The organism is Chitinophaga alhagiae (assembly GCF_003568665.1).
GTDB lineage: Bacteria > Bacteroidota > Bacteroidia > Chitinophagales > Chitinophagaceae > Chitinophaga > Chitinophaga alhagiae.
The window spans coordinates 637,303-662,004 of sequence record NZ_QXMH01000001.1 but is presented as its reverse complement, the minus strand read 5'-3'; the positions used below and the strand labels follow the sequence as shown (position 1 = coordinate 662,004).

Annotated in this window: 19 protein-coding genes; 7 read left to right on the top strand and 12 right to left on the bottom strand. The window is 53.3% G+C overall.

What is annotated here, in order from left to right; genetic code table 11:
- Nucleotides 1-161: 161 nt before the first annotated feature.
- The 3 genes from D3A97_RS02625 to D3A97_RS02615 form a co-directional block, all read right to left on the bottom strand.
- Nucleotides 162-1,358 (bottom strand): FecR family protein, encoded by a 1,197-nt coding sequence (locus D3A97_RS02625; protein WP_119076364.1) that lies wholly within the window; start codon nucleotides 1,356-1,358, stop codon nucleotides 162-164.
- A 70-nt stretch (nucleotides 1,359-1,428) separates the two neighbouring features.
- Complete coding sequence (locus D3A97_RS02620; RefSeq protein ID WP_119076362.1) at nucleotides 1,429-2,040, bottom strand: RNA polymerase sigma factor; 612 nt, start codon at nucleotides 2,038-2,040, stop codon at nucleotides 1,429-1,431.
- Nucleotides 2,041-2,124: 84 nt separating this feature from the next.
- A complete protein-coding gene (locus D3A97_RS02615; RefSeq protein ID WP_198673838.1) occupies nucleotides 2,125-2,904 on the bottom strand; it encodes an AraC family transcriptional regulator in 780 nt (259 codons plus the stop codon).
- Between the two features lie 133 nt (nucleotides 2,905-3,037).
- Here D3A97_RS02615 and D3A97_RS02610 point away from each other — a divergent pair, with 133 nt between their 5' ends.
- Nucleotides 3,038-4,579 carry an MFS transporter gene (locus tag D3A97_RS02610; RefSeq protein ID WP_198673837.1) on the top strand — a complete coding sequence of 514 codons (1,542 nt, stop codon included), beginning with the start codon at nucleotides 3,038-3,040 and terminating at the stop codon, nucleotides 4,577-4,579.
- An 18-nt stretch (nucleotides 4,580-4,597) separates the two neighbouring features.
- Here D3A97_RS02610 and D3A97_RS02605 read toward each other — a convergent pair whose 3' ends face one another.
- A complete protein-coding gene (locus D3A97_RS02605) occupies nucleotides 4,598-4,861 on the bottom strand; it encodes a carboxymuconolactone decarboxylase family protein (protein WP_198673954.1) in 264 nt (87 codons plus the stop codon).
- Here D3A97_RS02605 and D3A97_RS02600 point away from each other — a divergent pair.
- The 4 genes from D3A97_RS02600 (at nucleotide 4,833) to D3A97_RS02585 (ending at nucleotide 8,716) form a co-directional block, all read left to right on the top strand.
- On the top strand, nucleotides 4,833-5,012 hold the full coding sequence (locus D3A97_RS02600) for a helix-turn-helix domain-containing protein (protein ID WP_232825826.1): 180 nt from the start codon (nucleotides 4,833-4,835) through the stop codon (nucleotides 5,010-5,012). The two genes, D3A97_RS02605 and D3A97_RS02600, sit on opposite strands and share 29 nt — an antisense overlap.
- 11 nt (nucleotides 5,013-5,023) lie before the next feature.
- Complete coding sequence (locus tag D3A97_RS02595) at nucleotides 5,024-5,416, top strand: DUF2784 family protein (RefSeq protein WP_119076359.1); 393 nt, start codon at nucleotides 5,024-5,026, stop codon at nucleotides 5,414-5,416.
- Between the two features lie 251 nt (nucleotides 5,417-5,667).
- Nucleotides 5,668-7,002, top strand: coding sequence for a T9SS type A sorting domain-containing protein (locus D3A97_RS02590; RefSeq protein WP_119076357.1), 1,335 nt, complete (start codon nucleotides 5,668-5,670; stop codon nucleotides 7,000-7,002).
- Between the two features lie 37 nt (nucleotides 7,003-7,039).
- The gene (locus tag D3A97_RS02585) at nucleotides 7,040-8,716 is read left to right on the top strand and encodes a right-handed parallel beta-helix repeat-containing protein (protein ID WP_198673836.1); all 1,677 of its coding nucleotides are present in this window, start codon (nucleotides 7,040-7,042) and stop codon (nucleotides 8,714-8,716) included.
- Between the two features lie 155 nt (nucleotides 8,717-8,871).
- On the opposite strand, the gene D3A97_RS02580 is transcribed toward D3A97_RS02585, so the two are convergent.
- The 5 genes from D3A97_RS02580 to D3A97_RS02560 form a co-directional block, all read right to left on the bottom strand.
- A complete protein-coding gene (locus D3A97_RS02580; RefSeq protein WP_119076355.1) occupies nucleotides 8,872-10,389 on the bottom strand; it encodes a SusD/RagB family nutrient-binding outer membrane lipoprotein in 1,518 nt (505 codons plus the stop codon).
- Between the two features lie 18 nt (nucleotides 10,390-10,407).
- The gene (locus tag D3A97_RS02575) at nucleotides 10,408-13,941 is read right to left on the bottom strand and encodes a SusC/RagA family TonB-linked outer membrane protein (protein ID WP_198673835.1); all 3,534 of its coding nucleotides are present in this window, start codon (nucleotides 13,939-13,941) and stop codon (nucleotides 10,408-10,410) included.
- Between the two features lie 44 nt (nucleotides 13,942-13,985).
- Nucleotides 13,986-15,161 (bottom strand): FecR family protein, encoded by a 1,176-nt coding sequence (locus D3A97_RS02570; RefSeq protein WP_119076352.1) that lies wholly within the window; start codon nucleotides 15,159-15,161, stop codon nucleotides 13,986-13,988.
- 103 nt (nucleotides 15,162-15,264) lie between these two features.
- A complete protein-coding gene (locus D3A97_RS02565; protein ID WP_119076350.1) occupies nucleotides 15,265-15,828 on the bottom strand; it encodes an RNA polymerase sigma-70 factor in 564 nt (187 codons plus the stop codon).
- 116 nt (nucleotides 15,829-15,944) lie between these two features.
- Complete coding sequence (locus tag D3A97_RS02560) at nucleotides 15,945-16,871, bottom strand: AraC family transcriptional regulator (protein ID WP_119076348.1); 927 nt, start codon at nucleotides 16,869-16,871, stop codon at nucleotides 15,945-15,947.
- Between the two features lie 527 nt (nucleotides 16,872-17,398).
- On the opposite strand from D3A97_RS02560, the gene D3A97_RS02555 reads away from it, so the two are divergent.
- Both D3A97_RS02555 and D3A97_RS02550 read left to right on the top strand, forming a co-directional pair.
- Nucleotides 17,399-19,837, top strand: a complete 2,439-nt coding sequence (locus D3A97_RS02555) for a TonB-dependent receptor (RefSeq protein WP_119076346.1) — start codon at nucleotides 17,399-17,401, stop codon at nucleotides 19,835-19,837.
- The gene (locus D3A97_RS02550; protein ID WP_119076344.1) at nucleotides 19,837-21,000 is read left to right on the top strand and encodes a PepSY-associated TM helix domain-containing protein; all 1,164 of its coding nucleotides are present in this window, start codon (nucleotides 19,837-19,839) and stop codon (nucleotides 20,998-21,000) included. The genes D3A97_RS02555 and D3A97_RS02550 overlap by 1 nt, the downstream gene beginning before the upstream one ends.
- A 51-nt stretch (nucleotides 21,001-21,051) precedes the next feature.
- Here the strand turns inward: D3A97_RS02550 and D3A97_RS02545 are convergent, their stop codons facing one another.
- Genes D3A97_RS02545 through D3A97_RS02535 form a run of 3 tightly spaced genes read right to left on the bottom strand, consistent with a single transcriptional unit; the run spans nucleotide 21,052 to nucleotide 24,614 of the window.
- Nucleotides 21,052-21,885, bottom strand: coding sequence for an endonuclease/exonuclease/phosphatase family protein (locus D3A97_RS02545; RefSeq protein WP_157986316.1), 834 nt, complete (start codon nucleotides 21,883-21,885; stop codon nucleotides 21,052-21,054).
- A 7-nt stretch (nucleotides 21,886-21,892) separates the two neighbouring features.
- Nucleotides 21,893-22,855, bottom strand: a complete 963-nt coding sequence (locus D3A97_RS02540) for a BT_3987 domain-containing protein (protein ID WP_119076340.1) — start codon at nucleotides 22,853-22,855, stop codon at nucleotides 21,893-21,895.
- A 28-nt stretch (nucleotides 22,856-22,883) separates the two neighbouring features.
- Nucleotides 22,884-24,614, bottom strand: coding sequence for a RagB/SusD family nutrient uptake outer membrane protein (locus tag D3A97_RS02535; protein ID WP_198673834.1), 1,731 nt, complete (start codon nucleotides 24,612-24,614; stop codon nucleotides 22,884-22,886).
- Nucleotides 24,615-24,702 lie beyond the last annotated feature (88 nt).

Genomic DNA, 24,702 nt, shown 5'->3' with positions numbered 1-24,702 from the left:
CATTTTTCATTACTTTTGTAAAGTTTTGGGTTTGGAATAAAACTGTTTCTGGCAATTAAGAACAGGTGGACCCGAAACGTCCGCCGGGCGTGGTCTCAACACTCCCGGTTTTCTTTTTTCAGGAAACCTGTCAATAATATCGATGTTGTTTTTTGAAGATGTCAGGGAAGCACCACCAGTCTGTTGCCCGGCTCAAGCCGGCAATTCACTTCCAGGTCGGCCAACCCTTTTATTACCTGCTGTAAGCTCAGGTTCATGCCCATTTCCCCCCTTAGTTTGATATCCGGAATATCTTTTTCGTATACAACGGTCAGATCGTACCACCTGGCCAGTTCGCGCAATACCTGCTTTAATGTTTTCCCGTCAAAAGAGAACACTTTGTTTTTCCACGACATCACCTGTCCTACATCAACCGTTCCGTTCATCTGCGCGCCCAACGATTGCTGACCGGGACGGAGAATGAGCGAGGCATTGCCTTCCGTTACTTTTACCTTGCCTTCGAGCAGCGTAGTGGTAACGGCGTGCTCATCGTTATAAGCATTGATATTGAAATGTGTGCCCAGCACTTCCACTTTGTTTTGCGGGCCGATGTTGATGATAAACGGCCGGTCTTTGTCGGGCGCCACTTCAAAGTAGGCTTCACCGGTGATGGACACGTTGCGTTGGTGGCCGGCAAACCGCGCGGGGAAGGTGATAGACGACGCGGCGTTCAGCCAAACCTGCGTACCGTCAGCCAGTATCAGCTGGTATTGCCCGCCCCTGGGCGTTTTGACCACGTTCTCCAATTCTGCTTCTCCCGTGCTGCTTTCGTTCGCTCCGGCAGGCACGTACCGGATGTTGCCGTCTGCTCCTTTGATGATCTTCATGCCGCCCTGTACCACCGATGCGCCATTGCCAAGACTGTCAAGCGAAACCACCGATTTGTCACCCAGTATCAGCACCGCTTTATTGCCGCCCGGCGGCAAGTCCCTCACCGGTGTTGCCGGTGTTTCGGCAACACCGGTGAGCGGTTTGGGCTGCAGCAGGTAGTAAACGCCCATTGCCAACACCAACATGGCTGCCGCTGCGGCCGCGAGCCACCGCACTTTTGCCGGGGAGCGTTTAATGGCCGGTGCATCCGTGTTGCCCACAGGTATGTTGCCAGCCCGGATAATATTGCCGTACAACCGGTCGCGCTGCTGTTTGCCGAGCCAGCCGGTCCACTCCGCCTCCAGGAAATCCATGTCTATGCGGTTTGCGTACCGTGCACGGAACGCTTCTTCCTCCAGAAAGGAGAAGAACAGCGGAATTTCTTCAGCGGTTAGTCGTTCGCTGATGAAGCGCTCTATAAGCTCATCGTAAGAGTTGGATGCCGGCATATAATGATAAGTCGTGCGAAGTTGTCAGAAGTATTAGCGGATCAGCATATTTTTTTTAAAAAAAAGCGGTTCAGCCGTTTTTCTTCTGGTCTATCAGGAAAAGGATGGCCGCCAGCAGCGATATATTGCCGCGGTGGGCCAGCATAAAACGGCGGAGTGATTCCATGGCTTTGAATAAATGCACCCTTACCGTATTGGGGGATATACCCATCCGCTGCCCTATCTGCGCATAGCTCAACCCTTCTTCGTGCTGCAGCAGCAGGGCTTTTTGCTGTTGGGCGCTGAGTTGCCCGATGGCCTGGTGCATGAGGTGTTGCCGTTCTTTACGCAGCAGCCCGGCCTCCGGTTGCTCCCCGGCCAGTTCCATGCGCTGTTTCAGGAAGTTGAGGTAACTGGCCTGTGTTCCCTGTTTCCGCAGGGTGGAAATGATGGTGTTGCGCGTGAGCGTATGCAGCCAGCCTGCAAAGGCATGCACATTCGTCAGTTGCCCGCGGCTTTCCCAAAGTGTAAGAAAAACGGATTGTACGAGATCTTCAGCGAGGTCTACCCGTTTGAGGTGCAATATGGCCATGGAGTATACGCTATCGGCATAGTGGTGGTACAGTTGCCTGAAGGCATATTCTTCTCCCGCGGCTAATTTCCGGAGAATTATCTGCTCGTTGTCTAATGGTTGAAATTTCACAGATGATGGAACTACAAGACTAATATAGAAATTATTTATGAGAAAACGGGAAAAGGGAATTTTGGGAGTTGTATATCTGGTTTACTAAGCATACTGCTTCCGGTACTTCGTCAACGCCACTCCCTTTTGCTTTTTAAAATACTTATTCAAATGGCTTTCATCTGCAAACCCAAACTCCATTGCAATTTCATTCACACGCATATCGCTGAACTTCAGCCGGTGCTCAATCAGCCGCAATTTATACTGCGTGATAAAATGCTGCAGCGTCTCGCCTGAACGGCGCTGGAAGTACTGCCCGATATATCCGGCCGAAACACCGAAAGCATTCCCAAGTTCCGCTGCCTTTAATTTGGCAGGATTGAAAATGTGCTCCTCGATATAATGAATAATATCCAGCAATTTTTTATCTGTATTTTCTGATACTGCCGGCCCTGCTTTTTCAATATTGCGGGCAGCAATAACGATCATGGCGTTAACGAAGTGCTTCACAACATCCTCCTGGTAGAGGTCAGGATGCTCCAGCGTATGCAGCAGTGAGGTGGCAATGGATTTAACCAGCACGTTGTCGGCAGGTGTTCTCATGATGCATCCCGTAAGGTGGCGGGCATAGTACAAAACACATTCCATCTGGTTCATCTTTCCCCATTCGAACGACCTGATGTAGCTGCTGCTGAAACGTACCATCAGGAATTCAGTAGGTTGTTCGAGCTCAAAATGATGTACATCGTCCGGAGTAAGCAGTATCACGCTTCCCGGTCTGAATGCAGTGCGATGTGATCCAACTCCCAGGTGCCCCTGGCCGTTCACTACAATACAGATCTGGAAGAAACTGTTCTTAAAATCCACAGTGGATACTGCTTCCATATGCTGGTGGACTACCTCAAGTGGTGTATGCATCGTTAACCTTACCATATTGCGAAAGTACTCCTTTTTATAAAAAATGTACTGACATTTTAAATAATGCCGGTATACTTTAGCGGTCTTATTCAAAAAATCTATGATGAATCAAACGAAAGGACAATTGACCAACCCGCGGGCGCTGATAGCTATTTGCCTGGCGGCGCTGATGTTCGGACTGGAGATCACCAGTGTTCCGGTTATTCTTCCCGCCCTGGAAAAAGCGCTGGGCAGCAATTTCAGCCAGTTGCAGTGGATCATGAACGCCTATACTATCGCGTGTACAATGGTGCTGATGGCTACGGGCACACTGGCAGACCGTTTCGGGCGTAAACGGGTGTTTATCATTAACGTCATTGGTTTTGGCATCACTTCGATCGTTTGTGGCATCGCCAGCACCACGGAATTGCTGATAGCAAGCCGTTTCTTCCAGGGAATGACCGGCGGGGCCATGTTCATTTGTACCATCGCCCTGCTTTCCCACCAGTTTCCACAAGGGCCGCAGAGAAGTAAGGCATTTGCAGCCTGGGGAATTATTGCCGGCATAGGTTTAGGCTTTGGGCCAATTATCGGCGGTATCATCAGCGAAACAATTAACTGGAGATGGGTGTTCCTGATCCATGGAGCGTTGGCCATATGGACGCTTTTGCTTGTTATACCGTCTATAACGGAATCCAGGGACCCCAATGCCGGCAAGCTGGACCTGGCAGGGATAGTGATGCTGTCGGCAGCTGTGTTTGCGCTCACCTATTATATCACACAGGGCCCGGAAAATGGCTTCACCAGTACACCTTCCCTGCTCGTTCTGCTGGCTGCCGTGGTACTGGTTGTCCTGTTTATATTGGCGGAAGTCCGTCAGTCATATCCTATGATCGACTTTAAGGTGTTCAGGGTACAAAGGTTTACCGGGGCGGTCATAGGCTGCATCGGGATGAACTTTTCTTTCTGGCCGTTAATGGTTTTTCTTCCCCTGTATTTCCAGGTAGCGCTGCGTTATGATACGCTGACCACCGGCCTGTGGCTGCTGGCCTATACGCTGCCTACCCTGCTGTTTCCGCCCGTAGGGGAGCAACTCACGTTGCGGTATGGCGCCGGGCGTGTGATCCCGTTTGGCCTGCTATTGATCGGTGCTGGCTTTCTTACGATGTATGCAGGCGGCGGGGCAGGAGAAACAGGCTGGCTTACCCTTTTAACAGGTTCCGTGATGGCTGGCAGCGGCCTGGGTATGGTCAATACTCCTATTACGAATACCGCCACGGCTGCAGTTCCGGGTAACCGTGCCGGTATGGCGTCGGGGATTGACGTAAGCAGCCGGCTGATCACGTTGGCGATCAACATTGCACTGATGGGTTTCCTACTGGTGCAGGGCACCTTTTCTTACTTAAGGAATGAACTTCCCACCGCCGGTTCAGACAAGCTGTTTGAATTATCCAAACAGCTCGTAGCCGGCAGCCTGACGGTTGAACAGATAGCAACCAATGAAACGCTCATGGGAGCACATCAACAGGACATCTTTGGCAAAGCGTTGGAACAGGGTTTCGACTGGGTCTTTTTGTATGGAGGTGCAGGAGTATCGGTGTTGGCGCTGATCAGTTTTCTGATCTTTAATCCGCCGAAACCTAAGTTTGCTAAGAGATCATGAAAAGTAGTGTTCAGCGTATTACGGGTAAGACAACAGCAGTTTCTGCCTATATGCTTGCTGTATTAACAGTTCATTGATCTGGTTGACAGTCAACCCCGCGTTAAATTGCTTTTTCAGACTGTCTATGTTGCCGGTTGCCGTCAATGCGGCAATGACCACAATAACCTGCTGCTGTGCGCTTAATTCCTGGCGTATGGCCATATTTTGCTGTGCGTTCATTTTAGTATAACTTAACATTAGCATAAAGAAGAGTATGGCAGGAAGCAGTATATTTTTCTTCATATCGGTTCGATGTTCTATAAGGCAGCCGTTTGGTAAATCTATCAATGAAATTGCCGATGAGCTTGGGTTTAAATACCAGCAGCATTTTGCCCGCCTGTTTAAGCAAAAAACCGGGATCACGCCTAATGAGTATAGAAAGTTGAATGGATAAACCCGGAACGTATGTGGTACCAATTCCTGAACATCTTCTTCTTCGTATTCCACACCGTTTTCACCCTGTTCAACATTACAGGCTGGATGTTTCCCGCAACCCGGAAATGGAACCTCATCACCCTCCTGTTAACAGCCTTCTCCTGGTTTATACTGGGTATCTGGTATGGGTGGGGGTACTGCTTTTGCACAGACTGGCACTGGGATGTACGGGAACGGTTAGGTTATCACGATGCGCAAAATTCATATATACATTTCCTGCTCGTAAAACTTACCGGCCTTGATGTGAACGCGCAAACAGTTGAGACGCTTACGCTCGTTGTGTTCCTGGTAAGTTTGGTGCTCAGTGTGTGGCTGAATGTCAGGGATTATAGAAAGCGAAGAAAGGATGAGGTACATAGATAAAAAGCCTGGATTTATACTCAGCCACAACTACCTCCCCCGCGCCACCAGCAAATCCTTTGCCTCCACATCCAACGTCTCGGCTATCCGGAAAAGCACCTGTTCACAAGTCCTAAAGAGGATTCACATAATATACCGCCGCACCCATGGGAACATTCCCTTGCGCTGGGAACATTCCCACCGAAAATATTATCGCTGTTTTGTTGTGCCCCCATGGCTTTTTACGTTACTTGGTTGCTTACAAGTAATTCCACATGAAAAAAGTTGTCCACGTTCTCACCTATGTATTATTCGTGTCCAATTGTTTTGCCCAGTCATTCATACCTGGAAATTTTGTGGTGGTAAGGATAGGTTCGGGGGCAGACTCCCTGGCGGCCGGTGTAGCCCAGCCTGTTTTCCTGGATGAGTATAACTCCTGCGGCAACCTGGTACGAAGCATCCCGATGCCCGTGTCCGTGTCGGGCAGCAACAAAAGGCTTACACTGCCCATTTCAACAAGCGATTATACCGAAGGGTATGTCAGCTTGTCTCAAGACGGGAGCAAGCTGGCACTAGCCGGTTATGATGCCGACCCTGGTACGGCTGCGGTGTCTTCGTCATCTGCCAATACCGCCAAAAGGGTGGTAGCGGTGGTAAATAGCGATGGCACCGTGAACACCACTACCGCATTAAGCGCGTTCAGCGGCCAGGCGGTGCGGGCCGCGGTGACCGATGGTTCAGGCATCTGGGTGAGCGGCGGCTCCGGCGGTATCATGTATACCACGCTGGGCGGCACTAACCATGTGCAGCTGACCAATGCCACCGCGCGCTGCCTGGTGGTATCAAACGGGCAGCTGTACGCTACTTCCACCTCCGGCTCGTTGCGACTGGCTGCTGTGGGCACGGGCCTGCCGGTTACAGCAGGGCAAACCATGGTGAACCTTCCCGGCCTTCCCGCCACCGGCAGCCCCTACCAGTTCCTGATCGTCAACGCCGGCAGCGGGTCTGACGTGTTGTACGTGGCGGACGATAACCTGCTGCGGAAATACTCCCTGTCAGGGGGCGCCTGGCTGAGTAATGGCACTATAGGCGTGGCGTCAGATAAATACCGCGCGGTTACGGGGCAACGCAATACCGATGGAACGGTGCAGCTGTACGCCATCCGCAGAAACGATAATGCCACCGGCAAAGGCGGGGAAATAGTTACGCTGACAGACAGCACCGGCTATAACAGCAGCTTCTCCGCTATTGTGCCTACCCTCATCGTCAAAGCTAACGACAACAACGTTTTCAGGTCTGTTGTGATGGCGCCTGATGCAGCGGCGGCCAATGTGCTGGCCCGGGAACATGAACCGGCAGATTCCCTCGGCCTGGAGCTGACCCCGAATGCTGCAAGGGAAAAGGTGGTGGTCACCTTCCAGGCAAAGTACCTTTCCAGTCCGCTTATTGTCATCACCAATACCACCGGGCAGATGGTACGGCAGGTAGCGCCGGCTTCCATACAGGCGGGAAAGGTTACAGTAGATGTACAGGGCCTGCCCAAAGGCCTATACTATGTAACGTTGAGCGACGGAAAGAAAAAAGAAACGAAGAAGCTGCTGGTGTTGTAACCTGCGCAGTATCGAACCATAAAAACAAGCAGAAAAAATGAAACGTACTTACAGGCTCTTGCATCTTTGTGTGTGGCTGGCGGCCGCCATGGTTTCCAAAGCCCAGGAACTGCCGGATCTGAAAACCCTCCTCGATGCGCAGCAAGGCAACCCGGTTATTGAGATACCGGCAGGCAAATACCGGCTCAACAATATGACCAATGGCGCGTACCAGTTTACCAACCTGAACAACGTAGAGATCAGGGGGAATGGCGCCTCCATCATTTGCAACTCCCAGGAGCTGGCGTTCCGGTTCTTTAATTGCACCAACATAAAGATATCCGGTTTCTCTATTGACTATGACCCGCTCTGTTTCACGCAGGGTGTTATTGTAGCCAAGGACAATGTGAGTAATCTTTGGTTTGAGGTAGAAATTGACCCGGGGTACCCTGTTGATAATGTAAAGAACCACCGGGTGCAATTCTACGATGCGGCTACACGGCAGTTAAAGAGGAATAGTATTACCACTGGCGAAGGCCACTATACCTCTTTCCAGAGGATCCCGAACACCAGGCGCTTTAAATTGACTAAAAACGCGGCATGGGTGGCAAATGAGAAAGTAGGGGACCTGGTGGTGCTGGATGTAGTGTCTACTAAAGCCAACGCCGCCGCGCATGCCTTCCAACTGGAAAAATGCACGAACGCCACAGTGGAGGATGTGACCATCTATGGCTCCAACAGCTTTTCTTTCTTTGAGCGGGACTGCAGCGGCACGCATTACAACCGCTGCAAGGTAGACCGAGGCCCGGTAACACCGGGTATGCCGGCCCGCCTGCGTTCCAGCAACGCAGATGGCATACACAGCAGCCTGGCCAGCATTGGCCCGCTGGTAGAGAACTGTGATATTAAACATAATGGGGACGATTGTATCATTGTTTGCGGCCGTTCCTTCCCCGTATGCAGGATTGACAGCGCTACCAAATCCATCTACCTGTTAGCGCGCGAAGCAAACCTGGTGTTCTATGTGGGAGATACCCTGCAGCATGTGCTGTATGCCGGTACAAAAAGCGGCAAGGTAAAGGTGCAGGCGGTTGAACCGTACACGCCCACCACGGCAGAGCGGGAGGCCATCGTTGCATTGTACCCTGATTTGCTGTTCAAACCCAACTACACGCGCGGCGTGCGCATCACGCTGGATGCGCTGCCGGCCATGGGCATCGGTGATATCATCTACAATGAAAGCCATACTGGTAAAGGTTTTGTTATCCGCAATAATAAAGTGGGATATAACCGCTCCCGTGGCATTCTCATCAAAAGCAGCAACGGCGTTGTGTACAACAACGAAATTACCGGCACGGCCATGAACGGTATATTGGTGGCGCCGGAAATTCACTGGATGGGCGGCGGTTTCGCGGATCATGTGGAGATCAGCTACAATCGTTTCTTTGAATGCATGTTTGAGAAAACCAACCAGGGCATGCCGCCGGGCGTATTGTCTGTATTTTATGCCAATGGGGCCGCACAGGTGCCGGCTGCGGGTGCATTTGGACAGATCAATGTGCATCATAATACTATCCATAAATCACCCTACCCTGGGTTTGTGTTTACTTCTGTGACAGGTTTGCAGCATTCGGCCAATGCGGCGGAGCCATATCCGTGTACCAGCAGGGAGCATGGGAAGAAGTTCGGGGTGACGTTTAATGCAACGGTCTGGGAGAAGAATAATACGCCGTAGGCAATGTATAGGAACGACGAGATTTTTATAGGACCCTCGCCCTTTGCCTGGCGCGGGTCTTTCTTTATGAATGGTCGCTAATAAAAAAAGGGGCCGCCTCCCCGGCAGCCCCCGTCCTCTCGATTCAAACAGGTTGTTCACTACTCTTCAACCGTCTATGGTTTCTTGTCCCACCACACTCTTGAAACATAAGCGTCTCCCTGCGTAAGCCTGCTTACCGCCGCGCGGTAGTTTTCCCCGTTCAGCAGTACCTCCAGCGAAGAGTACACGGCCCTGCGCGGAATGGTACCGTTGGTGGAGCCCTGGTTGCCGCCGGGTGTCAGCACGGGGTAGCCGGTACGGCGCCATTCGGTGAAGGCTTCGTAGTCGCGGCCAAACAGCAGTATCCATTTCTGTGTCATGATCTTTTCGAGCTGCTGTTCAGCAGAGAGGCCGGCAAAGCTCAGCTCTGCGGTTTCATAAGCGGGCGGTATGGTGGTAATGTTGTACGGTTGCAATGCCATGGCGGCTTTTACGCCGTCTTTGAAGAACGTTTCAGCATCAGCGGCGGTGGCTCCCCAGCCCAGCAGGGCGGCTTCGGCCTTGAAGAAACATACGTCAGCATATGTAAATACATAGCAGGGGATGGGTGTGCTGAGCGTTCTGTTAAAGTAGGTGGTGGTAGATGCGGTGGAATAATCGTCTTTGATGATGGCCAGCAGTTCCGCATCGGTCAGCGCCACGCCCATGCCGCGGTAATCTGGTGTACCGGCTTTCACGGAGTTGACAGTGGGTGCTGCTATCATGGGCAGGCGGGGATCGTTTTTGGTTTTCAGCGTGCGTACCAAAGCATCGGCCAGGTAGCGCAGGTCAGGGCTGCCACCTATAAACTGCTGCAGCACCGGGTGTGCGTTGGTAGTTTGCGCATTATTGTAGGTGGGTATGGCCGCATTCTCTGTATTGCCGGCGAGCAGCGGTTGCGCCATGGCCTCGCGTACGGTTTTTTCCGCCAGTTGCGGAGCGGCGTAACGGATGCGCATGCCGAGGCGCAGTTTCAGGGAGTTGGCAAAACGTTTCCATTTGGCGGCGTCGCCTTTGAAATAGAAATCTGCGTTGCCGTAAGAAGCATCGGCCGGGTCCAGCTGGGCCATAGCATTGTCCAGGTCTGCGATGAGGCGCGTGTAAATAGATTCTTGTGTATCATACACCGGTTTGGTGTTGACGTTAGATGCGTTTTCGCTGGTCTCGGAAGAAGGTACATCGCCGAATAAGTCCGTGAGCCTTTGCCACACGGTTACCTCCATGATTTTGGCGATGGCCAGCTTGCTTTTGCCCGCGGGATTGCTTTCCATGCCCTTGAGCGACTGGGTGCGTATCTGCATCAGGTTGCGCAGCAACGCGTAGTGGGAGGCCCACACACCATCCGTAGGTTGCTGAATGTAGCGGCTTACAGGGGCTACCTGTCCGCCGGCCCAATGTTGTATCCAGGACCCGAACTCGATGTTGGCCCTTTCGTTGCCCTCCACCATGGCCGCATCTTTCTGTACTTTAGACAACAGCAGGCCGGCGTCTACGTCCGTTACGGAAGTGGGCGGCGTGTTCAGTTCTTCAAAATCTTTGGTACAACCGGCCATCAGTACCATCGTGCTTATCAGGCCGCCTGTGATATATGTCAGAAATTTCCTGTTTTTCATGTTCTTGTTTTTTACAGCTTAAAACTCCAGGTTCAGGTTAATGCCAAAATTCCGCATCATAGGCAGGGAGGTAGACTCCAGGCCCAAAGAGGAATTGTTCACGTTAAAGGAGGATGCTTCAGGGGAGAAGCCGTCTGTTTTACGCTGGAAGTAAAAGAGGTTCCTGCCGTACAGCCCTATGCCGGCCCTTTTGATGAACTTGCCGTTCAGCATTTTTGAGGGGAGCTGGTAGCTCAGGCTTATTTCGCGCATGGCCATGTAGCTGGCATCGTTGAGCATTTCTTCAGATACCACGCTTTCCTTGTCGCTGGCCACTACGTTCCAGTAATCTTGTGCAAACACTGGTTTGGTATTGGCCTGGCCGGTGCCTTCCCATGTGCCGTCTGCTTTCTGCTGGGCCACCACACCGGAGGCTATGTAGCTGCCGTCACGGCCGGGCAGTGTTTTTTTGGAGGTGCCGTAGATCAGCTCTTCGCGGTTGCTTTGGGAGTATACCATGCCGCCCTGGCGGATGTCTATCAAGCCGGTGAGCTGGAAACCCTTGTAACGGAAGCTGTTGAAGAAGCCGCCCGTCCAGTCCGGCATGGCGTTGCCCAGTTCTTCCTGCACACGGCCGCTGGTGCGCAGCGGCAGGCCTGTAGCGGGGTCAATCAGCCTTCTGCCCTGTTCGTCTTTCAACCAGGCAAAACCATTGCTCACTATTACACCAAAGGGTTTACCGGGCTCCGCCTTTACGATCACGCCGCGGTCTGAGCCTAGTACAAAAGCGTCTACACCGTCTGCCAGGGATACTACCATGTTGCGGTTACGGGCAAAATTGAAAGAGCTTTCCCAGGTGAAGCCGTTTGCGAGTTTGAGGGGTGTGCCGTTCAAAGACAGTTCAATGCCCCGGTTCCGGATCTCCCCGGCATTTACGCGGCGGTATTCAAACAGGCTTGAAAGCGGCAAGGGTACGTCCAGTATCTGGTTTTTGGTAGATGCGTTGTACCAGGTGAAGCTGGCGCCCAGCCTGTTGTTCAGTACTCTTACATCCGCCCCGAACTCTGTAGAGGTGGTCAGCTCGTTCTGCAGGTTGGGATCGGGGATGATGGAGGAGAAAGAAGCCATGGGCTGCCCGCCATGGGTAAACTGATCGAGGCTGTAAGTACCGGTGAGCTGGTATGGGTTGCCGCTGCTGCCCGCCTGCGCCCAGGAAGCGCGTACTTTCAGGAAGCTGAGGGTGTTGCTCTGTATTTTCAAGGCGTCTGTCAGTATCAGGCTGGTGCTTACTGAAGGGTAGAAAAACGAGTTGTTTTCCGGGGAAAGGGTGGAAGACCAGTCGTTCCGCGCAGAGAAATCGACAAACCAGAACTCCCTGAAGCTGAGCTGGCCGGAGGCGTATGCGGAGTTGATCTCGGATTCCTGCAGGTCAAACAGGTAGCTGTTGGTGAGCGTGTTGTTGATCACATACAGTTTGGGTACAATAAACTCCTGGCCGGTGTTGCCGGTGAGGCGCATGAAACGCTTCTGGTGGCTGGCGCCCAGGTTCAGGCCGAGGTTGAAGTCTTTGTTCAGTTCCAGGTTGCTGCTCAATAACAGGTCATAATTGTCTTCACGTACGCGCGTTACCTGTTCTTCAATATCGCCGTTCCTGTTCCGGCTTTGGTAGGTGCCTATTTGCCGGTAGCGCTGGCGTTGGTCGGTGTAGAAATCGGTACCGCCGCGTGCGGTCAGTTTGAGCCAGCTGGTGAAGTCGTAAGAAAGCCGGAGCATCCCTATCACACGGTCGCGGTTGTCTTCGTTATGCGTGTTGTTAATGGTCCAGTAAGGGTTGGCGGTGGAGCTGTTGGTGGCGTACGTTTTTTCCAGGCCCGGGAATACGCCGCTGTAACCGAACTGTTTGGCCACGTCTTCAGCCGTCCAGGTATAATCGGCCAGGGTGTGCATGGGCATGCTGCGCGGCTGGCTGATGAAGAGGTAAGCCGGGTTGTCAGAAGCGTCGGAGAGGGTGGGGCGGTTTTTCCCTTTCTGCGCAATGTAATTGATCTTGGCGTCCAGTTGCAGTTTGGGCGTAATGGTGGCCTGTGTGCGCAGGTTGAACGTATTACGGTCAAGCGTGTTGGTAGGAACATATCCGTTTACATGCGTATTGGAATAGGAAAAACGATAGTTTACTTTCTCCGTGCCGCCGTCTACACTGATATTATTAATGAACTGTTTTTCAGTATTAAAAAATTCCTTGTAGGTATTAGGTTGAGGCGTCAGTTTCAGCACGTTGCCCCATTGGTCTTCATATTCCTGTCCTTCCATTTTGGCGCCCCAGCTGCTACGCATGATCCTGTCCCGGCCGGCGCTCATTTTGGGCATCCCCTGCAGGCCCAGCGTTTTTGCTTCGGCCATGGTGTAAATCCTTCCATCGGTAGCGCGGAAGTGGGTGAAATCGCTATTGAGGCCCTGGCCGTACTCGTTCTGGAAATCAGGTGTTACCAGGGCGTTGCCGATGGAGTAGTCTGAACTGAAACGTACGCCCAGGCCTTTGCCGGAAGAGCCTGTTTTGGTGGTGATGAGCACCACGCCGTTACTGCCCCGCTGGCCATAGAGCGCCGCGGCGTTGGGGCCTTTCAGCAGGGAGATGCTTTCAATGTCTTCCGGGTTGATGTTGGAAATGCCATCGCCGTAGTCAATACCACCGGTGGCGCTGGCAGGTTTCAGGTTCTGGTTGTCCAGCGGGATACCGTCTACCACGTACAGGGGCTGGCTATTGCCCTGCAGGGAGTTGTTACCGCGTATCACTATTTTGGAAGACCCGCCGGCGCCGGAGGCCGCGCGGCTCACCTGTACGCCGGCCACCTTGCCGGAGAGGGCGTTGGCCACGTTGGCTTCCTTACCCTGGGAAAGGTCGGCGCCTTTCAGCTCGGCCACGGTGTACCCCAGGGCCTTTTTATCCCGTTTAATGCCCAGCGCGGTCACTACCACTTCGGAGAGCGCCTTGGTGCTTTCAGCGAGTTTCACCTGCAGGTTGGTGGCGCCGGTCAGCTCCACCCGCTGCTGGGTAAAACCCATAAAGGAAAACACAAGCGCGCGGGCGCCGGCGGGCAGGCGCAGGGAAAAGCTGCCGTCCGCATTGCTGATGGCGCCCTGGGAAGACCCTTCTACCGCAATGGTAACGCCGGGAAGCGGGTTGTTCTTTTCGTCTGTCACCTTACCGGTGATCACCGTGTCGGCCACCGGCTTTACGGGTAGCGGTTCCGGCGCTTTTTCCTGGATGGTGATGGTCTGGTCAATGATCTTGTATGTCAGTTGCCGGCCGGCCAGGCATATTTTCAATACCTTGTCAATGGCGGCGTCCTTCACATCAATATTCACCTTCCCTGCTTTTTTCACCACATCGTTGCTGTACAGGAAGTAATAGCCTGTTTGCTGTCTGATGGCGCTGAATACCTGTTCAAGCGTTGCATTGCGCATAGATAAGGAGATCTGCTGCTGCGCCGTGGCGGAAACCCGCAGGCAGACGAATAACAACAGGCAGGAGCCGAGCATCATGGCCCGCTTTGCGAATGTCAGTTTGTTCATCATCGGTTTTTAGATTAAAAGCGATTGAATAGTATGGTTGATCGTTAAAATTGAATAGTTACCGTTCTGCCTTCTACCGTACTTTTGGCGCCGCTCACATAGCCCAGCATGTCCAGCACCTGGGCCAGCGATGCCTGCCGGCGGATGTTCCCGGAAAACAGCCGGGCAGGCATAGGGCCTTTGACGCTGACCTCTACATCGTACCACCGCGCCAGTTGGGCAATAATGTCGGCCATGGCATCGTCTTTAAAATAGAAGAGCCCGTTTTTCCAGGCCAGCGCCTTGCCGATGTCTGCGGGCGTCACTGTTACATCATTATTATCTACGGCTACTACGGCCTGCTGGCCGGGCTTCAGGTTCCAGCTGCGGTCTCCGGGGAGCTGTATTTTTACAGCCCCTTCAGCCAGAGTGGTCCTGGTAATGCCATTGTAGCCCATTACATTGAAGCGGGTGCCAAGCACCGCTACCTTCATCCCGTTTATGGATACATAAAATGGCTTGTGGTCTTTGGTCACTTCAAAGTATCCTTCACCGGTCAGTTCCACGGTGCGGTCTTTGGCCGTAAACCGGGTGGGGAAGCGGATAGAGGAAGAAGCGTTGAGCCAAACCTGCGTACCGTCTGCCAGGGTGAGCCTGAACTGGCCGCCCCTGGGCGTGCTGAGGGTGTTGTAGGTAACGGCTTCGCCGGCCGCCGCCTCATCGTATACCAGTTGCCCGCTTTGTCCGCTGATGCGGGAGCCGCCTTCACTGAGCACAGTATCGCCCGCCAGGTGGCCCAGGCTTACGGTTTGTCCGCTAGACAGCCGGAGCATGGCCTTGTTGCCGCCCGGTTGCGGTGCAGTGGCGGGCGCGGTGGCTGCCAGTTGGGCCGGTGGGGCGGCCTGGCGCCCAGGCCAAAGCAGGAAGATGCCGGTAGCCAGCAATATACTGGCGGCGGCGGACCAGTACAGCATCCGGCGGCGTGGGCGGGTGTTGCGGCCAGTGTCGTACCCGGCGCGCACGGCCACGGCTTCCCAGTCTGCATCCAGGTCAAGACGGTCAAAAAAGGCCATCTCCTTTTCAAGCATGGAGGGGTTGCTGAAAGCGTCGAACAGGGTGCGGTTCCTTTCATCGGCCGCCAGCCAGTTGTTCAGCCGGGCCTGCTCGTCCGGCTGCAAACCTTCCCGGAAGTGCTTGAATATCAGTTCTGCAATGTGGTGTGGTAGTTGCTGCTGCTCCATATCAGGTATTAAGAAACGCAGCGGGGCGAAAAGGGTGACAAGCGGAGAAAAAATAGTCGGGAGAGTGCCGGCCGGTCACAATATGCCATAGGGGGCCGGGGCATTACCCCAGCAACATGTACGCTACCAGTACGTACATTTCCGGCGGCAGCCGCAGCCTGAGCAGTTGCAGACCGCGCCGTTTCTGGGTTTTAACGGTATTTACGCTGATGTTGAGCATTTTGGCGATCTCCTGGTTCTTTAGACCATCAATATATCCCATGCGCACAATGCGGGCGCATTCTTCCGGCAGGCTGTCCAAAGCCCGGTGAATGGCGGCGAGCACTTCCGTACGGATGATGGTGTTAATAGCGGCCGCTTCCGTACCGGGAGCGCCGGCGGCCTGTTCCTGTATAAATTTTTCCACCACTTTATTATGACGGATGGTATTCAGGCAGGCGTTGCGAACAGCGGTATACAGGAAATTGCGGACGGCGGCGGGGTGAGTGGAGACTTCCTCCTGCCGGGCCAGGTAGCTTACAAAAGATTCCTGCGCAATGTCCCGCGCCAGCTCAGCATCGGCCGTAAACTGGAAGGCGTAGTGGCACAGGCGGGCATAGTATTCCCTAAACAGCACCTCTGCTGTTGACACGTTCAATTTCACCGTTGCTTTACGTGGCGCCCCCATGCGTATTCATTTTTAAGCTCCTTGTTTGACCAGGTACAGTGTGCATTAAAGATACACAAAATACAGGAGGGCCAGCCTTCCTGTGTGGTGTAACGGAGTAATAACTAACAGGGATGTTATCTTGTGCAGATCATCTGGTAGGCCTTGGGTGTAATGCCTTCCGTCTTTTTGAAGATCCTGATAAAATAATTGGCATCGGTAAAACCGCATTCCGCGCTTACCTTGTTAACACTGTTGCCGGGTATGGCCAGCATCTTCTTGGCCATGGTCACCCGCTCGCGGTTAATATACTCCAGCGGCGTAATGCCGAACTGGTCCCGGAACCATTTGAAGAACATGTTCCGGCTCAGGTAAGCCTTGCGGCTCAGGGCGTCTACCGCAATTTTTTCCGTCAGGTGCTCGTGAATGTATTGCAATACAAAATGGTGCCGGCTCCGGTTGCTGCCGGAAACGGCGGTTTCCTGCGCTACCTGTTGCAGTTGCTGGCTTTGCAGCAGGCGAATGAGCAGCTCTTTCAGGTTCAGGTCCGCAAAAATGTTTTTGTCGCCATTGCCGCTGCTGCAAATCCGGATCAGCTTGTTGATAAGCGCGCTCACTTCCGTGTCGTTCTCGAAATGATATTGGTTGAATTGCAGTTTCCACTGGTGCCCTTCGTCCGCGGCGTTATAATAATTGTTAAGATAGTCCACGGTCTGGTGGATATATCCCGCATCAACCGCCAGCGCAATGCACTGGGTGGGTGTTTGCAGTTCCGCCTCGGGGAAGTCAATGATCATGGTCTCATTGGCCGGTACTATCACCGTTTCACCAGGCAGGTAGTCAAAAGAGGGTTTGTCAAACAGGTGCATCACCTTTTTGCCCCGTACCATGCTGGTGATCACCAGGTCATTAAAAGTAAGGGGGATGTGATAGGCCTGCTGGTAGCTTTCATAAACGTTCAGCTCACAGTTGTCCAGGTTGAACACACGGCGGTTTTCCACCAGCGTTTGCAGCAACTTTGGTTGGGTGAGGGCTATTTTTTCCAGCTCGTTCCTCCGTTTCATGGTACTGACAATTTAAGGCTATTTTATGACTCCGGTCATCGGCAGGTACAATTGTGCTATAAAAAGATACAAAAATACCCTGTATTTGGTTTTTAGCGATGGAACTTTGCCCACGGTTTTATAGTAAAATTTTACGTTATGAGTCTGCGCTTTCCCGGTAGCACCGGTTCTAAAACTATACTCATATCCTATCATACACAACAGACCGGCTCTTTTTGACACAGGATGGATTTGTTTGAATTATCAATACAGGCATGGGCAGCCCGCTGTCGGGGTTGCCTGTGCTCTTTTTCAACTACGGCCCCGCCTTTACGTTGAACGGATACCAGCAAGGCTGACCGGAAAGTGGTTTGGGAACTGAAGTACGCCGTGCAGGCGCTCTATCCCAATCCCTTTTGGGTCAGCCTTTTCTGTGCCTTCCCGGGCCCAAAAATTCCGTTTTGCGTAAATCAAACTCCGCTTTTGACACCCCCCGCCCGGGTTGGTTCCGGAACTTTGCAGCCTGAATCGACCAAAATAGTCTCCTCATGCGAATCTTTACGATAGTTTTATGGCTGTTTTGCGCCGGCGGCTCCTACGCCCAATCTGTTAATGGCACCGTACGGGACCAGGAAAATAACCTGGTGCCCGGGGTGAGCGTTGTGCTCGGGAAAGGAAAAAATGCCGTGACGGATGCAGACGGGCGCTTTTCCTTTAGCGAGGTGGCTCCCGGCAAATACACCCTGCGTTTTACTTTCCTGGGATATGAGCCTTCTACGCGCAGTATAGACGTGAAAGCCGGTGAAACCAGGGTGGTGGATGTAGTGCTCACATCTTCCGCGGAGCAGCTGCAATCTGTAGAGATCACCGGCCGCAAAGAGTCCGGCTACAAGAACACAAATTCTTTTGTTGGTACTAAAACGGCCACGGCCTTGAAGGATGTGCCCCAGTCTATCAGCTACGTTACCAAAGAGCTGATGTATGACCAGCAGGCCATGCGCGTGGGAGACGTAGTGAAGTACATGAGCGGGGTGAACCAGTACACAGCTTATGACGACTTTACTATCCGCGGGTTCCGCACGCAAAATAACTCCTCTGTTCAACTGCTCAACGGCCTCCGTACCATCACCGGGTTCTGGAAGCAGCCGCTCACCAACTACCTGGAACGGGTAGAAGTGATCAAAGGCCCGGCCGCCGCGTTGTTCGGCAACAGCTCTCCCGGCGGTATCATTAACCGCGTTACCAAAAAACCACTGCGGGAAAAACGGCAGAGCATCAGCTTTACCACCGGCAGCTTCAACACCTTCCGCACCCAGGCCGATTTTACCGGCCCGCTGAATGAGTCCAGAACGCTGCTGTACCGCCTCAACCTGGGGTACGAAAATGCGCAGAGCTTCCGTGACCTGCAGTTTGACAAGAACTTTATTGTGGCGCCGTCCATTTCTTTCATCCCTACAGATAAAACCCAGGTGAATTTTGACGTGGTGTACAACCGGAGCATGAGCCGCCTTGACAGGGGGCAGGCCGTGTTCGGCAACAACGACATCTATTCTACACCCATTTCAAAAAGCCTCAACGCCGTGAACGACCGGCTGAATGAGGATAACCTGATGATCACGGCCTCCCTCATCCATAAATTTTCAGACAAGGTGAACTTCAACCTTGCCTACCTGCGCACCGCCTGGGACGAAGACCTGCTGGAGCACCGCAGCTCCAACACCTACGCCAAAGACAGCGCAGGCCTCCCCATCCCCACACTGGTGGAAATGCAGGTGTTTGACCGCCGCCGCCGGATGTTCTCCGACAATATTTCCTCCTATTTCACCTTTGATGTTAACACCGGCCCTGTCAACCATAAGCTGTTGGCGGGGTATGATTTTGCACAGTCCAAAACGCCCTGGGGCGCATCGCAGCTCACCGCCAGCGGCTACCGTAATAACACCAATACGGGGGCGGGCAGCTACAATGCCGCGCAACCGGGCCGTTTTCTTTATGAAACGGTCAACGGCATCAGGCGCCCCGTACCCAACGTACCACATTTTGACCTGACCGCCGCCAGCCCCTACCAGTTGTACGACATGAGCAAATACTTTTTTGTAAAAGCCGCTTATGACCCTACGCTGTACAACGCCCATGGCATCTATGTGCAGGACCAGATCAAGATAGGCCGTTTTCAGGCTTTGCTGGGCCTGCGGTATGATGCTTACCGCGACTGGAAAGATTATCAGAAACCCACGCAGGAAGTGGTGAAGCAGGATGCGATCATTCCGAGGCTGGGCCTGGTGTACAGTGTTACTAAAGACATCAACCTCTACGCCACGTACTCAAAAGGGTATAACCCGCAAACTTCCGTAAGTCTTACAAACCCGAACGCCGGCGGGCCATTTGACCCGGTGAAAAGCAACCTGATAGAAGCGGGCGCCAAAGGTGACTTTTTCCAGAACAGGCTTTCCGCCACGCTGGCCGTTTACCGCATTTACCAGGAAAACATGCTGATCAACGCCCAGGCGCAGGGGCAGCCGGACTTGCTGCGGGCCATAGATGTGGAGTCTAAAGGTATAGAGTTGGACGTAAAAGGCCAGCTGACGCCAGACTGGTTCATCACCCTGGCATATGCCTATAACGATATGCCCATCAAAGCCAGCACCAAACCCAAGGAAGTTGGCCGCCAGAGCCCCGGCGCACCGCAGCACCAAGGCTCTTTCTGGACAAAGTACACCATTTCCGGCGGCGTGCTGCGCGGCATCGGTGTTGGCGCGGGCGGCAACTTTGTGACACAGCGGTTTATGGATTCCAATGTGGACCAGACACTGCCGGCCTACGAAATTCTGAACGCCGCCGTATATTACAGGGTAGACAAGTTCCAGATACAGTTCAACCTGAACAATGTGCTGAATAAAACGCATTGGGTGGGCGGGTATGATTACCTGCGCCTGTTCCCCGGCGCGCCGCGTAACTGGCTAACGTCTGTAGCATATACCTTCTGATGACGGCAAAAAAGATCATACGGCAATTACATCTATGGCTGGGGCTTGTCTCCGGCCTTGTTGTGCTGGTGGTCACCCTCTCCGGCGCCGTACTGGTATTCGAGAAAGAGCTGGAGCCACTGACCAGCCCCTCCCTGTATTATGTACAACCGGGCGCGCAACGCCTGCCTATAGACAGTTTAAAGAAACAGGCGGAACGTTTCAACCCCGCCATGAAGCTGGTACGCGTAGAAATGGAACCGCATGCCGCCAACCGTACCATGCTGTTTTTTGGCAAGGAAGGCACGGTTACCTGGATGCTGGCGGTGAACCCCTATACCGGCGCCGTTGTCAGGGCGGCAGACTTTGAAAAGCGTTTTTTCCGCATATTGCTTAACCTTCACCGGTACCTGCTGGCTAACGAGCTGGGCAAGGCCGTTACGGGGGTGTGCTGCCTCATTTTCCTGGTGCTGGTCATATCCGGCATTGTGCTGTGGTGGCCCCGCCGCTGGAAGTATTTCCGCCAGCGAATAGCCATCAAATGGAACGGAAGTTTCAAAAGGGTAGTATGGGACCTGCATGCGGTGGGCGGCTTTTACGTACACCTGGTCATTTTTGTGATTGCCTTTACCGGTCTTACCTGGAGTTATAAATGGTTCAACAATGGTATTTTCCTGCTCTTTGACGGCAAGCCCATGGTGGCCTACAAGGCGCCTGCCAACAAGGTGATGCAGCCTGGGGGCGCCGGCTTTTACGAACGGGTGTACCAGCAGGCTAACCAGGAACTGGCTTATAAAGGGTCCATGGTGATCCAGTTCCCGCCGTCTGACAGTATAGCCGTTACCGTTACCAAGGAAAGTTACGAGGCGCGGATCACCAATGTGGTAGACTTCATCTACTATGAACAGGGTACCGGCAACCTACTGCAGAAGCGGCTGTATAAAGACCAGAGCACGGGCATGAAGGTGCGGCGCGCCGTATACCCGGTACATACCGGCGAGATCTTTGGCTGGCCCACCAAATTGCTGGCGCTGCTGGCCTGTCTGGTGGCGGCTTCCCTGCCGGTCACAGGCCTGCTTATCTGGCTGAAAGGGGCCAGGGGAAGCGAACCGAAGCAAAAGGTAAAATGTAAAAAGATCGTGTTGCATACACTGGCGGAAGTGAATGCCGCCCGCATAAAATAAAGGGCTGGCCGTTCTTTCCGGCCAGCCCCTCCAGGTAGCAGGGATCAATACCTAGTTGATCTTTATATTGGCCACCACCGGCCTGTGATCTGATGAATAGACTTTCTTTTCCGCGTGATACCCCGTAATAGCATTATAAAACGTTACCGTAAACTTGCCGGTAGGCGCCGTCATAATGTAATCAATGGTGCGGTTGGGCTTGTCTGAAGGAAAAGTGAGCGGACATTGCTGCAGGCAGCCCAGGTTCATGAACCCTTTCAGGATGCCGATGGTCTGTGATTCAGGGAGCGCGTTGAAATCCCCGCCCATAACTACCGGCAGGTCAAGCGCGGTGACTATCTTCTTGAGTTCCTGCGCCTGCAGTATCCGGCTGTCTTCCTGTTGTAAGTGATCAAGGTGTGTGGAGGCGAAATAGAAATCCTTCCCTTCCTTGTTTACCTTGATCATGGCCACAGACCTGAACTCCCCGCTCACGTTCGGAGCAACGGGCAATGCATAGCGTTTGCTGCTCTTGATGGGCAGCTTTGACAGCACTGCGTCCCCATATTCCCCGCCACCCTGGTCTATGGCCTTGGCAAAGAACCATTCCATACCGGTAAGCGCGGCCAGGTCTTTGGCCTGGTGCATGTCTTTGCCGGTGCGCTGCGTATGCACATCTACCTCCTGCAGCGCTACCAGGTCGGGCTTTTCATCATTGATGATCTTTGCCAGCACTGCCAGGTCCGCGGGCGTGCCGGAAGAAGCGCGCGCGCCATAGATATTGAAGGTCATTACCTTTACCTGCGGCGCCGGTGGGGGCGGCTCAGGATTATCTGGCGCGGGGCCTGATTTTTTACCGCAGGCCATGGCCAGCAGCAGGGCGGTGCTCCAAAGCAATTTTTTCATATGCAGGTCAGAACGCATTTATTTCAGCAATATTGGTCAAATATACATCCCCCTGGCTGGTATTGATGGTGATCCTGAAATACCGGGCCTGCTGGGAGTAGGCGAGGTAAAAGGTACTGAGCTTGACGTTCTCCAGGGTGAAGCTCTCTTCGTAATTCCAGATAGTACCGTTCAGGCTTGTTTCCACAATGATGTTCTTGGGATTGCCGGTGGTTTTCACATTGCCGGTGTTTTTGTCTGTACGGCCGGTGAAGGTGAAACCATGGACCTTGTTTTCAGCTTGCATGTCTACCACAATGTGGTGCGGAGGGCCGGGTTTGGCGGCTTTCCATTCCGTGGTCCAGAAAGTATCATCGTTGCCGTCAAGGGCGTGAATGGTACGGCCGTTGGCAGCGCCTTCCCCGGTCTTTTCTTCGGAGGAGAAGCCGGTCACGTTCCAAGCGGCCCTGTCAAGCGCCGGAAAGGGATTGGTGTTGTAGAGCGCTTTTACCAGGAAGAAGGTGGTGCGCAGTTTTTCATTCACCTTGGCGCTGGTCTGTACGGTAACAGGCAGCAGGTAACCTCCCACACCGTCCAGCTTGTCAAGATGCAGGGTGATGTTGAAGGGAGCCGTGTTCACTTTGCCGGCGGGAATAACGGCGCTGGTCTGTTCCAGCTCATAGCTGCCGTCTGGCATCAGCGGGTAGCTGGTAAAGTGTTCGTTGTTGAAATGGCCTGCGAGCGCGGGGTCTGTGGAGAACTGTACCTGTATGTCACCTTCGGGAGAGTGAGGCCCGCCATAGCAGGCGCCATAGGTGATCTGTACGGTGGTCTCATCACGGTCAAAAGTGAAGTCTGCCGGCAGCCGGGCGGCTTGCGGCATGTACACCACGGCAGTGCTGTCTGATATATGGCTTATCAGGTCCCGGTTGCGGCCGCAGCTGCTGAGCAGCACTACGGCGCAGAAAGGAGCGAGAATATATTGTTTCATGATCTGTAAGATTTACGGTTTGTGATAATTACCATCCGGGATTTTGTACCAGGTTAGGGTCCCGGTCTATTTCAGACTGGGGGATCGGCTGCAGGTAGTAGTTTTTCCGGAACACCCTCCTTTCAAACACGGTACGCTGGTAAAACACCAGGTCTGTCAGCTTTGTGCCTGCGTCTACATTCATGCCGTAGAAGGGGCCGCCATCCGTCTGCTCCGCAATTTTCCATCGGCGGGTATCAAAGTAGCGGAGGTTTTCCAGGCACAGTTCCACTCTTCTTTCATGCCGGATCTTTACGCGCATGTCATCCTGCCCCAAACCCGGCGCCACATCCGGCAGGCCCGCGCGGTCACGGATCTCGTTAAGGTATTGGGCAATATCCGCATTGCCGGGATCGTATTCGTTGAGCGCTTCAATATAGTTGAGCAGGAACTCGGCGTAGCGCATCATCACGAAAGGCCGCGCCACGTACTGGCTGATGCGCGGGTTGCTGTTGGGGTGCAAATTCTTGCGGGCAATATACCCGGTGCGGGGATGGTCCCAGGAGCCTTTTTTGCCCGTGTTGCCGGTGAAGAATGTTTCGATCACCTTGGTGCCTTCGCTGGTATTGATCCAGGGGCTGCCGTTGTAACTTACGTTCACGTAAAAACGGGGCTCACGGCCTACGTACATATTGTAGGTGCCCTTGAGCGTATATTGGGTGGCGGTGGTGGAAAAACCGGTTTCCACATAGCCGGAGCCTGTTTCCCTGATCCCTTTGCCATTTTCCATTTCAAACTCGTCTACCAGTTGTTGCGTAACGGCAACGGCCGCGTAGCCATTGCAGAGCCGCGGGGAAACGGAACGCTCCCAGCCGCTGAGGCCGTTGGTAGTACGGGCAAAGATCACTTCAGTGTTCCATGGGTCGAGGAACACATCGCGGGTGGAGAGATAGGGGTCAAAATTGCCGCCCGCATCATTCTTGCGGTACAGCGCCAGGCCGAAACCCGACATCAGTTCTTTGGCCGCATCTGCCGCGCGTTTCCATTTATTGGCATCGTACTGCTGGCTGATGAGCTGTTTGCCGTCTTTGTTTTTGAACCCGGCATAGTCAGTGTTGCCATTAAATTGAGGGCTGGCCGCCAGCAGCGTTACCTGGCTTTTCACACCTTTGCAGAAGGCCTGCGTAACACGGCCATAGTCCGTTTCACTTTGCGCGGTAAAATGTTTGGGCAGGTTTTGCGCGGCCAGGTCCAGCTCAGATACAATGTAATCTACACATTCGTCGTAGCTGCTGCGGGGCAACTGCATCTCTTCCGCGGAAGGGGCCAGGTCCCCGGCAATAGGCGTATCTCCCAGCAAAATTACCGGGCCATACTGGCGCAACAGGCAATAGTAGTAATAAGCACGCAGGGCGCGGGCTTCCGCCTTGTATTGTTCAATGAGATCGTGGCCGTTGGGAAGCGCCAGTATTTCCACATTTTCTCCAATGCGTTGCATAAAATAGGTAGCGGAGCGAATGCCCTGGTAATATTTGGGCCAGTAATTGAAGTAGTTGGAAGCGGCGCTCCAGTTGCCCAGGTTGGCCGGGTAGCTGTCATAACCGGAACCGGGCCGGTCATAGGTGATGTCCGCATCGTCAGACATACCCTCCCAGGGAGACGTGTTGCGGTATGCATCATTGGGCAATGTATTGTAGATATTGGCCAGGTATTCTTCAGCGTATTTGCGGCGGGCAAATACCTGGTCTATGGTGATGCGGTCATCCGGTACCTGGTTCAAAAAGTCCTTATTGCAAGCTGGTAAAACAGACACAGCGGCAATAAGCAGCAAGCTAAAACGTAATATTTTCATCAGTAGCTGATTAAAA